Origin of the sequence: Pseudoalteromonas aurantia 208, from assembly GCF_014858725.1 — a bacterium.
Taxonomy (GTDB): Bacteria; Pseudomonadota; Gammaproteobacteria; order Enterobacterales; family Alteromonadaceae; genus Pseudoalteromonas; species Pseudoalteromonas aurantia.
This window is the reverse complement of the sequence record NZ_AQGV01000012.1, coordinates 2,535,533-2,545,853: the sequence shown is the minus strand read 5'-3', so window position 1 is coordinate 2,545,853 and position 10,321 is coordinate 2,535,533. Positions and strand designations below refer to the sequence as shown.

General features: G+C 41.7%; 8 protein-coding genes. 7 read left to right on the top strand and 1 reads right to left on the bottom strand.

The genetic code is table 11. The features are described from left to right. The first annotated feature begins 14 nt into the window (after positions 1-14). From murC to lpxC, 6 genes are all read left to right on the top strand, one after another. Entirely contained in the window at positions 15-1,469 is a 1,455-nt protein-coding gene (murC, locus tag PAUR_RS14940; protein WP_192508468.1) for a UDP-N-acetylmuramate--L-alanine ligase, read from the top strand. After that, entirely contained in the window at positions 1,466-2,374 is a 909-nt protein-coding gene (locus tag PAUR_RS14935; RefSeq protein WP_192508467.1) for a D-alanine--D-alanine ligase, read from the top strand. The genes murC and PAUR_RS14935 overlap by 4 nt, the downstream gene beginning before the upstream one ends. Position 2,375: 1 nt before the next feature. Continuing rightward, positions 2,376-3,155, top strand: coding sequence for a cell division protein FtsQ/DivIB (locus tag PAUR_RS14930; protein ID WP_192508466.1), 780 nt, complete (start codon positions 2,376-2,378; stop codon positions 3,153-3,155). After that, positions 3,152-4,384, top strand: coding sequence for a cell division protein FtsA (gene ftsA, locus PAUR_RS14925; RefSeq protein ID WP_192508465.1), 1,233 nt, complete (start codon positions 3,152-3,154; stop codon positions 4,382-4,384). Before PAUR_RS14930 ends, ftsA begins: the two co-directional genes overlap by 4 nt. Before the next feature lie 21 nt (positions 4,385-4,405). Continuing rightward, positions 4,406-5,641: a cell division protein FtsZ gene (gene ftsZ / locus PAUR_RS14920; RefSeq protein WP_192508464.1), complete on the top strand. Its 1,236-nt coding sequence runs from the start codon at positions 4,406-4,408 to the stop codon at positions 5,639-5,641. A gap of 85 nt (positions 5,642-5,726) precedes the next feature. Beyond that, complete coding sequence (lpxC, locus tag PAUR_RS14915) at positions 5,727-6,638, top strand: UDP-3-O-acyl-N-acetylglucosamine deacetylase (protein WP_192508463.1); 912 nt, start codon at positions 5,727-5,729, stop codon at positions 6,636-6,638. Between the two features lie 35 nt (positions 6,639-6,673). Here lpxC and PAUR_RS14910 read toward each other — a convergent pair whose 3' ends face one another. Further along, positions 6,674-7,156 (bottom strand): DciA family protein, encoded by a 483-nt coding sequence (locus PAUR_RS14910; protein WP_192508462.1) that lies wholly within the window; start codon positions 7,154-7,156, stop codon positions 6,674-6,676. 404 nt (positions 7,157-7,560) lie between these two features. Here PAUR_RS14910 and secA point away from each other — a divergent pair, with 404 nt between their 5' ends. Next, positions 7,561-10,269: a preprotein translocase subunit SecA gene (secA, locus tag PAUR_RS14905; protein ID WP_192508461.1), complete on the top strand. Its 2,709-nt coding sequence runs from the start codon at positions 7,561-7,563 to the stop codon at positions 10,267-10,269. The last annotated feature ends 52 nt before the right edge of the window (positions 10,270-10,321 follow it).

Sequence of the window (10,321 nt, the reverse complement as noted above, 5' to 3'; positions counted from 1 at the left end):
TATGAAGTGATAACATGATTAAAGAGTGTGTAGTGAAAGAATCAAGTAAACGCCGAGCTATGAGAAGAATTAACACCATTCATTTTATTGGAATTGGTGGTGCCGGTATGGGTGGAATAGCCGAAGTGCTTGCTTTTGAAGGTTATCGAATTACCGGCTCAGATATTGCTAATAACGCGATGACCGAGCGCTTAATTAAAGCAGGGGCCGAAGTTTTTATTGGCCATCATCAAAGTAATGTCAAGGATGCAGATGTTGTGGTTGTATCAACAGCAATTGATGTAACAAACCCAGAGATCGTGGCGGCTCAAGCGGCACGAATCCCTGTAGTTCGTAGAGCGGAAATGCTTGCTGAATTGATGCGTTTTCGCCATGGTATTGCTGTGGCTGGTACGCACGGAAAAACAACTACGACTAGTTTAATTGCCAGTATTTTTGCGCAAGCTCAGTTAGATCCCACATTTGTTATTGGTGGCTTGTTAAATAGTGCAGGAACTAATGCCAAACTAGGTAATAGTGATGTGCTCATTGCAGAAGCAGATGAAAGTGATGCGTCTTTTTTACATTTACAACCTATGGTATCGGTGATCACGAACGTTGAAGCTGATCATATGGATACATATGGCGGTGATTTTGAGAAGTTAAAAGATACCTATGTTGAGTTTATTCATAATTTGCCCTTTCATGGTTTAGCGGTCGTTTGCATTGATTCTGAGGTCGCTTATGAACTTATTCCGCGATTTGCTCGCCCAACAATTACATACGGTGAGTCTGAAATTGCTGATTACAAAATGGTGAATTTTACTCAAACTGTGAATAGTTGTGAGTTTACAGTAATGACGAAGCAAGGTGAGTGCATTGATGTCGTGCTAAATATGCCCGGCAAGCATAATGCACTAAACGCCACTGCGGCAATAGCTGTGGCAAAAGATCATGATATTGACAACGCGTTTATTTTGAAGGCATTAGCAGATTTTGAAGGTATAGGCCGACGTTTTCAGCATTATGGAGAATATGAGAATGAGCGCGGTAAAGTGATGCTAGTGGACGATTATGGACATCACCCATCGGAAGTTCAGGTTACAATTCAGGCTGCAAGAGCTGGGTGGAGTGATAAACGCTTGATCATGATATATCAGCCGCATAGGTTTTCCCGTACCAGAGATTTATATGAAGACTTTGTACGAGTACTTGCTGACGTTGACCAGCTGATCTTATTGGACGTTTATAGCGCAGGAGAAAGTCCTATTGTCGGCGCTGATAGTAAAAGTTTATGTCGAAGTTTACGTCAAAGGGGCGTAGAGCCTATTCATGTATCGGACCATAATGAACTGGCGGGTGTGCTGTCAGAAACTTTGGCTGATAATGACCTAGTTATTACGCAAGGTGCGGGTAATATTGGACAAATTGTTAAAAAGCTAGCGGCTACAAAGATGTCGATTAACATTTTAAAACAAGGTGATGCATGAAGCAGTTTGGTAAAGTAGCAGTTTTGCTGGGGGGAAGTTCAGCAGAGCGCGAAGTATCATTAATGTCAGGAAAAGCCGTTTTAAACGGATTGTTAGCTGCCGGGGTGGATGCAGTTGCCTTTGATCCAGCACAACGCAATATTTTAGAGCTGAAAGCACTGAAAATAGATAGGGTATTCATTGCACTTCACGGCCGGGGTGGTGAAGATGGTACAATTCAGGGGGCATTGGAGTTTATGTCTTTGCCGTATACTGGCAGTGGTGTGTTAGGTAGTGCGTTAGCGATGGATAAAGTGCGGAGTAAACACTTATTTAAAACAGCTCAGTTAAGTACGGCTGCATATACAGTAGTTAATGCTTCAGAAGGGTTTGATGCAAACGCAATTATAGCTGATTTTGGCAAAGTTATGGTTAAACCAAGTCATGAAGGATCAAGCATAGGAATGGCGCAAGCTAATACAGCACAGGAGCTGACGCAAGCTTTAACAGCCGCATTTGACTATGATGACGAAGTATTAGTCGAGCAATGGATCACTGGTCGGGAGTTTACCGTTGCGATGCTCGGGAATGACGCGTTACCCGTTATTGAAATGAAAACACCGCGTGGTTTCTATGATTACGAAGCTAAATATCAGGTAAATAGCACCGAGTATTATTGTCCTGCGAATATGAGTGATGCTCACAGGGCGCAGCTCCAAATTATGGCGAAGCATGCGTTTAAACTCGTCGGGGCTTCAAGCTGGGGACGAGTGGATGCTATGCAAGATGAAAATGGTCAGTTTTACCTATTGGAGGTCAATACGGTCCCCGGAATGACGGAAAAATCATTGGTTCCTATGGCTGCGAAAGCACAAGGTGTGAGTTTTGAGCAATTAGTTGTTCGCATTTTGGAGCAAACGCTTTAATATGCGTGCGTTTTTCAAAAAAGCTAAATCCTTAAATCAAAGATTGAATTGGTCTTTGCTTTTCGGCTTAGGTTTTTTCATGGTGGTAATTTTCGGTTTAATAAAAAGTATGTACTGGGTTAGTGATTGGTTAGTTGCACATAAAGATGCACAGTTTAGGCAACTTACTGTATTAGGGCAGCCCAATTATAGCAGTGAACATGACATCGTTACCGCGATTAGGCGCGTGGATTTAAGTAGTTACTTTGAGTTAGATATTGAAGCTGTACGGGAGTCCGTGTTGTCTTTGCCTTGGGTGGCAAGTGTGTCTGTTCGTAAGCAATGGCCGGATCAATTGCTGGTTTATGTGGTTGAGCATAAACCAGTGGCAATATGGAACAGTGATTTATTGCTGAATGAAAGTGGTGATGTTTTTCAGGCACCAAATGAAAGCTTAACAAGTATGTTGCCGCAACTATATGGGCCTGAGGGCAGTGAAACGGAAGCATGGCATACTTTTTTACAGTTAAAAGCCATGCTTGAAGTTAACCAATTCCACTTAGTCAGCCTTGCATTATCAGAGCGGTTTGCTTGGCAGCTGTGGTTAGAAAATGGCATTCGTCTAAATTTAGGTCGAGAAGAAAAAGCAAAACGAGTACAGCGCTTTATTGATGTTTACCCGAAAATGCACAAGCCGAATGGGGCTTTAATTGATGCTATTGATTTACGCTATGACACAGGGCTTGCGGTGAGCTGGAAATACCCGCTAATTGAAGAACAACAAAATAAGAGTAAAGCATGACGAAGTCAGCAGAAAGAAACTTAGTGATAGGGCTCGATGTTGGTACCTCTAAAGTAGTCGCAACAGTTGGAGAGATCACGGCAGATAATCAGCTCAGTATTGTGGGAGTGGGCAACCAAGTATCCCATGGTATGGATAAGGGTGGCGTGAATGATTTAAATTTAGTTTCTGAATCTATTCGCCGTGCTATAGATGAAGCCGAATTGATGGCTGATTGCCGAATAAGTTCTGTTTACTTAGGCATATCAGGCAAGCATATTCAATGCCAAAATGAAAGTGGTGTTGTTGCGATTAATAATTCTGAAGTAACAGACGATGATATTGCAAATGTCATTCATATAGCGCGATCAGTTCCAATTTCCGCAGAGCGGAAAATGTTACACTCTCTGCCACAAGAATATAGCATTGATATGCAAGAGGGAATAAAAAACCCTTTGGGTATGAGTGGTGTACGTATGGAAGCAAAAGCACACATTATTACGTGCTCTAATGACATGGCAAAGAATATTGAAAAATGTGTTGAGCGATGTGGCTTAAATGTTGACCAACTGACCTTTAGTGCACTGGCGTCATGTTATTCCGTGCTGACTGAAGATGAAAAAGAGCTCGGTGTGGCGGTTGTTGATATAGGTGGTGGTACGATGGATATCGCTATTTATCTTAATGGAGCTTTACGTCATTCGGCTGTTATCCCTGTTGCCGGTAATCAAGTTACGGGGGATATCGCTAAGATATTTCGAACCCCGATTTCCCATGCTGAATCTTTAAAAGTGCAATATGCATGTGCAAGTAGCCAAATGGCCAGTAGTGAAGAGACCATTGAAGTTCCTAGTGTTGGTGGAAGACCTGCGCGTTTAATGTCGCGACATACACTTTCTGAAGTTGTGGAGCCACGTTTTAGGGAGTTGTTAGAGTTAACACTGGAAGAGATACGTCGTTCGGGTTTTGAAGATCAAATAGCAGCGGGACTAGTTATCACGGGCGGGAGTGGTAAAATGGCGGGTGCGCTCGAAGTTGCTGAAGATATATGTCAAATGCCCGTAAGAGTTGGTAAACCTATTGGAATTACCGGATTAACAGATTATGTTAACGATCCTGCATATGCAACAGCTGTAGGTTTGTTACAATATGGCCGTACTTTGCAATCGATGAATGCACAGAAGTCGAAAGCTGAGTCGGATGGAAATTGGTGGAACCGAGTTACTAAATGGTTTCAAGGCGAGTTTTAAGCTCAAGTCGGAGAGTGAAAGATGTTTGATATAATGGAAGAACACAGCGAAGAAGCTGTTATTAAAGTAATAGGTGTCGGCGGTGGTGGTGGAAACGCCGTTGAGCATATGGTTAAACAGGAAATTGAGGGTGTACGTTTCGTTGCTGCAAATACGGATGCACAGGCATTGCGGAAGTCTTCAGCAGATATAACTGTTCAATTGGGTACGCAAATTACTTCAGGGTTAGGCGCAGGCGCAAACCCTGAAGTTGGTCGTAAGTCAGCTGAAGAAGACATTGAAACTATAAAAACAGCACTTGAAGGTGCTGATATGGTATTCATCGCTGCAGGTATGGGTGGTGGAACAGGTACTGGGGCAGCCCCTGTTGTTGCTCGTGTAGCGAAAGAGTTGGGTATTTTAACGGTTGCTGTAGTGACAAGACCCTTTGATCTTGAAGGTAAAAAGCGTATGGCGGCCGCTGATCAAGGTATTGGTGAGCTGTCAGAAATTGTTGACTCACTGATTACAATTCCAAACAATAAATTACTTAAAGTTTTAGGTAAAGGAACTACACTTTTAGACGCGTTTGCTAAGGCGAATGACGTACTCTATGGTGCAGTTCAAGGTATTGCTGAACTAATAACACGTTCTGGTTTGATCAATGTGGATTTTGCAGATGTAAGAACTGTTATGTCGGCAATGGGCACCGCGATGATGGGAACGGCTTCTGCATCTGGGCCAGATAGAGCACAAGAAGCGGCAGAAGCTGCAATTTCAAGCCCTTTATTAGAAGATGTAGATTTAACGGGTGCAAAAGGTATTTTGGTTAACATTACAGCTGGAATGGATATTACCATCGAAGAGTTCGAAATTGTTGGTAATCATGTAAAAGCATTAGCATCTGAAAACGCGACGGTTGTTGTTGGTGCCGTAATCGACCCTGATATGAGCGATGAATTACGCGTAACAGTGGTTGCTACAGGGCTTGGCGGTGAGCGTCGTCCTCAGTTTGGCATAGTTGATAATGGCTTTAAGAAAGCCGCTGGTGGTGATGTTGCCTCAGCATCAACAAATCAGCAATCCAGTGGAATGTTTGTTCCAAGCTTTACTCAATCAGAGGTTACATCTGAAAACACTGGAAATGTAACGAACTCAACATCGACAGTGAGTACAGCAGCGCAAGAGAGTCAGGCGGTAAGTAAAAGTGTTGAGCAAGACACAGACAAGGGTGATTATTTTGATATCCCTGCGTTTTTACGTAAACAGTCAGATTAAATTTGGTTGATAGTTAAACAATTGGCAGGTGGTCGTATCTGTGATACAATCCGCCGTCTAAGTGTTATTTGAAGTGGGCGAAGTTATGATTAAACAACGTACAATTGCTGAAGTTGTTAAAGCAACAGGTGTAGGACTTCATAAAGGTGAAAAGGTCACAATTACTCTCCGACCTGCGAGCGAGAATACCGGTGTGGTATTTCGTCGTGTAGATCTTGACCCTGTGGTAGATTTTGAGACTACGCCAGAAGCTGTTGGTGATACGCAATTGTGTACTTGTTTAACGAACAAAGATGGAATACGTCTTTCCACCACTGAGCATTTAATTGCAGCTGTTGCGGCACTGGGTATAGATAACCTAGTTGTAGAGCTTGATAGTTCAGAAGTGCCTATTATGGATGGTAGTGCATTACCATTCATTTATTTATTACAAAAGGGCGGTATTAAAGAGCAAAACGTCGCAAAGCGGTTCATTCGAATTAAAGAAAAAGTTCGTGTGGAAGATGGTGATAAGTGGGCTGAGATCACCCCTTACGATGGCTTTCATATTGATTTTGAAATCGCCTTTGATCACCCTGCGATAAATGACAGTCGTCAGCGCATCGGTTTAGATATTACCGCACAGAGTTTTACGGAAGAAATTAGTAGAGCCCGCACATTTGGTTTTATGAAAGATATTGAGTATATGCATGCTAATAACCTAGCGTTAGGCGGTAGTATGGATAATGCAGTGGTACTTGATGAATATAAAGTATTAAACCCGAGTGGTTTGCGCTATTCAGATGAGTTTGTTAAGCATAAGATATTAGACTGTGTGGGTGATATGTTCATGGCAGGGTATAATATTTTAGGTAAAATTACGTGTTATAAGTCAGGTCATGGTTTGAACAACAAACTTTTACGTGAAATTATGGCATCAGAAACTGCATGGGAATGGGCTACTTTCGAAGAACCAGTCAGCATGCCAGCGCCGGGTATGGAAATTACCACGGCTTGAAAATCGAAAAATTCTAAAAAATGACGCATATCGCGTCATTTTTTTTGTGCATGACTTGCTAATTTGAGCAGTTTGGCTTGTAAGCTAGATGGTGCATTGTTGGCTAGTTCGATGAGCTGTAAACCCGTTTGTTCACTCATAGATCTCCTTTTATGCGTTTCATCATTGATTGTTTTGTTTTCTTTTTTCGGGGTAAGTCTTTGCTGCGCTTCGGGGTTAGTTACTATTTTTACTTGCGCGCATTCGAACATTCCAGAAGCTCTAAACTGAGACAGAATATCCATTTTTAAAAAATTAAGCCGGGTGGCTAATGTTGCTGAAGCAGCTTCAATAACTAAAGTCCCGTCTCGGTAATTCCCTATGCGGCATTTCTTAATTAATACGGGGCCCACCGCTTTTTCTAGGCAACTCTGCCACTGTGACATGGCTTGTGATTTCTCTGAATAACTGACCATTTTATTGGACCACTTTCCCATAAGCTCATTAAGTTGTTTTGGGGCAAAACGGTTCTTAGCCATAGTTATTAGCTCATAATGTTCATTTAATCAACGTAAGTATAGCTGCGTCGAAAAAGTAAAAAAAGTTAAATCATCTAAATAGCTTGAATTATGCCTAAATATCACCATATATACAGTTAATCTCGATTATGTTTCAATTTGTTGCTACATTGGGTATTTGTTGCTAACAAAAATAGCAACATTAGTTTACGTGGCTCCGCTTTTTACCAGTAAAACTTCGCTGTTTTGACTTCAATGGTTTGCAGCTTCGCAGAGTCTGGTATGATAGGGGCAATAAATTGAATTAGGCACATTGCAAAAACAATTAAGCATTTGTTGCCCACAGGAAGCAGTGCGACCTCAGTACCCAATGACGAATAAGCATAGGTAAGGTCAGCCATCAATAGAGTGAAAACGGTTTTAACATGATAGCTAATATTTTTACCAAGATTTTTGGTAGTCGCAATGACCGCACTATTAAAAACTTAAGAAAGACGGTCACCTTAATCAATGCCTTAGAAGAGCAGTACGCAGCTCTAACTGATGAGCAACTAAAAGCGAAAACAGCAGAGTTCAGAGAGCGTTTTGAGCAAGGTACAAGCTTAGACGATATCTTACCTGAGGCCTTTGCGACAGTACGTGAAGCCTCAAAACGTGTTTACAACATGCGTCACTTCGATGTGCAGATGGTGGGTGGGATCGTGTTACACCAAGGCCGTATTTCTGAAATGCGCACCGGTGAAGGTAAAACATTAACAGCAACATTACCTGCATACTTAAATGGTTTAACAGGTAAAGGTGTTCACGTTATTACAGTGAATGACTATCTTGCAAAACGGGATGCAGAAACAAACCGTTCGTTATTTGAATTCCTAGGCCTAAGTGTTGGTTGCAACGTTCCGGGTATGATGCCTGAGCAAAAGAAGCAAGCCTATCGTGCTGATATTACTTATGGCACGAATAATGAGTTCGGTTTTGATTACTTACGTGACAATATGGCGTTTACCGTAGAAGAGCGAGTGCAACGTCCACTATATTATGCTGTCGTGGATGAGGTTGATTCAATTTTGATTGATGAAGCTCGTACACCACTTATAATTTCAGGTCCAGCAGAAGATAGTTCTGCGCTATACACTCAGATAAATAAGATCGTGCCATCGCTAATTCTTCAAGATAAAGAAGATGAAGAAGGTGTGGAAGGTGACGGTGATTTCACAATTGATGAAAAGTCAAAACAGGTTCACTTAACTGAACGTGGCCAAGTTAATGTTGAAGAGCTATTGCTTGAGCATAAACTAATTGAAGAAGGTGATTCACTCTACTCGGCAGCAAGTATCACCTTGTTAAGCCATGTTTATGCCGCCCTTCGAGCACATAAACTTTATCAAAAAGATGTTGATTATGTTGTTAAAGATAATGAAGTTATTATTGTTGATGAGCATACTGGTCGTACAATGGAAGGACGTCGTTGGTCTGAAGGGTTACACCAAGCGGTAGAGGCGAAAGAAGGTGTTCGTATTCAAAATGAGAATCAGACATTAGCATCAATTACCTTCCAAAATTACTTCAGAATATATGACAAGCTGGCAGGTATGACTGGTACAGCGGATACTGAAGCATTTGAGTTTCAATCAATTTATGGCTTAGATACTGTTGTTATTCCAACAAATAAACCAATGGTTCGTGATGACCGGGCAGACCTTGTTTATCTAACACAAGAAGAGAAGTTTGAAGCCATTCTTGAAGACATTAAAGACTGTCAGGAGCGTGGGCAGCCTGTTCTTGTTGGTACAGTGTCAATTGAAAGCTCAGAGTATTTATCGCATTTCTTGAGAAAAGAAAAAATAGAACATAATGTTCTTAATGCTAAATTCCATGCTCAAGAAGCCGATATTGTTGCTGATGCTGGTTTGCCTGGTAAAGTCACAATTGCTACAAATATGGCTGGTCGCGGTACAGATATTGTTTTGGGTGGTAATTGGCAAAGTGATTTAGAAAAACTTGACAACCCATCAGAAACACAGATTACAGAATTAAAAGCTCAGTGGAAAGTTACTCATGATGCGGTGTTAGCCGCAGGTGGTTTGCATATTATAGGTACTGAACGTCACGAATCACGTCGTATCGATAATCAACTACGAGGGCGCTCGGGTCGCCAAGGAGACGCGGGTTCTAGCCGTTTCTATTTGTCGATGGATGATGCGTTGATGCGTATTTTCGCCGGTGAGCGAATGACAAATATGATGCGTAAGTTAGGTATGCAACGCGGTGAGGCGATAGAACACCCGTGGGTAAACCGAGCTATTGAAAATGCTCAGCGTAAAGTTGAAGCGCGAAACTTTGATATCCGTAAACAGCTGCTTGAATATGATGATGTTGCTAATGACCAACGCCGAGTTGTTTATGAGCAGCGTAATGAGCTATTGGAAGAAGGCGATATATCGGAAACGATTAATGCGATCCGCAGTGATGTTTTAAACGGCACAATTGATCAATTTATTCCACCACAAAGCTTAGCTGAAATGTGGGATATTAAAGGGCTAGAAGATCGTATAAAGGGCGATTTCTTAATCGAGTTACCCATTGAAAAGTGGTTAGCTGACGATGAAAAGCTGTATGAAGAAAAGCTGCGCGATCGAATTAATGATGAAGTTGAAAATTCATATAAAGATAAAGAGCAAATGGTTGGTCCTGACGTACTGCGCCAATTTGAAAAAGCGATTATGCTACAAAGCCTTGATCAACATTGGAAAGATCACTTGGCAGCAATGGATCACCTCAGACAAGGTATTCACCTGCGAGGCTATGCTCAGAAGAACCCTAAGCAAGAGTATAAGCGTGAGTCATTTGAGTTATTTTCTGAAATGTTGGAAAATTTAAAAATTGATGTGGTGGGTATTCTTAGCAAAGTACAAGTACGTGCTGAGGAAGACGTTGAGAAAGTAGAAGAGCAGCATCGCCGCAGTGAGCAAATGCCAAAAGAATATCAACATGCTGAGGCTGAGCACGTTGGTGGTGATGTACCTGAGGGGGTATCGGTTGCAGCAAGAACTGACGTAAAAGTTGGTAGAAATGAAGCGTGCCCTTGTCAGTCTGGGAAAAAGTTTAAGCAATGTTGTGGCAAACTAAAGTAATAACATTGTAAATTTTGATTTTTTAAAAAGCGGCTTTAGAGTCGCTTTTTTG

Bases quoted from the DNA above. Each gene is read 5' to 3' on its own strand.
- murC (WP_192508468.1), top strand. From the start codon at position 15: ATGATTAAAGAGTGTGTAGTGAAAGAATCAAGTAAACGCCGAGCTATG.
- PAUR_RS14935 (WP_192508467.1), top strand. From the start codon at position 1,466: ATGAAGCAGTTTGGTAAAGTAGCAGTTTTGCTGGGGGGAAGTTCAGCA.
- PAUR_RS14930 (WP_192508466.1), top strand. From the start codon at position 2,376: ATGCGTGCGTTTTTCAAAAAAGCTAAATCCTTAAATCAAAGATTGAAT.
- ftsA (WP_192508465.1), top strand. From the start codon at position 3,152: ATGACGAAGTCAGCAGAAAGAAACTTAGTGATAGGGCTCGATGTTGGT.
- ftsZ (WP_192508464.1), top strand. From the start codon at position 4,406: ATGTTTGATATAATGGAAGAACACAGCGAAGAAGCTGTTATTAAAGTA.
- lpxC (WP_192508463.1), top strand. From the start codon at position 5,727: ATGATTAAACAACGTACAATTGCTGAAGTTGTTAAAGCAACAGGTGTA.
- PAUR_RS14910 (WP_192508462.1), bottom strand. From the start codon at position 7,156: ATGGCTAAGAACCGTTTTGCCCCAAAACAACTTAATGAGCTTATGGGA.
- secA (WP_192508461.1), top strand. From the start codon at position 7,561: ATGATAGCTAATATTTTTACCAAGATTTTTGGTAGTCGCAATGACCGC.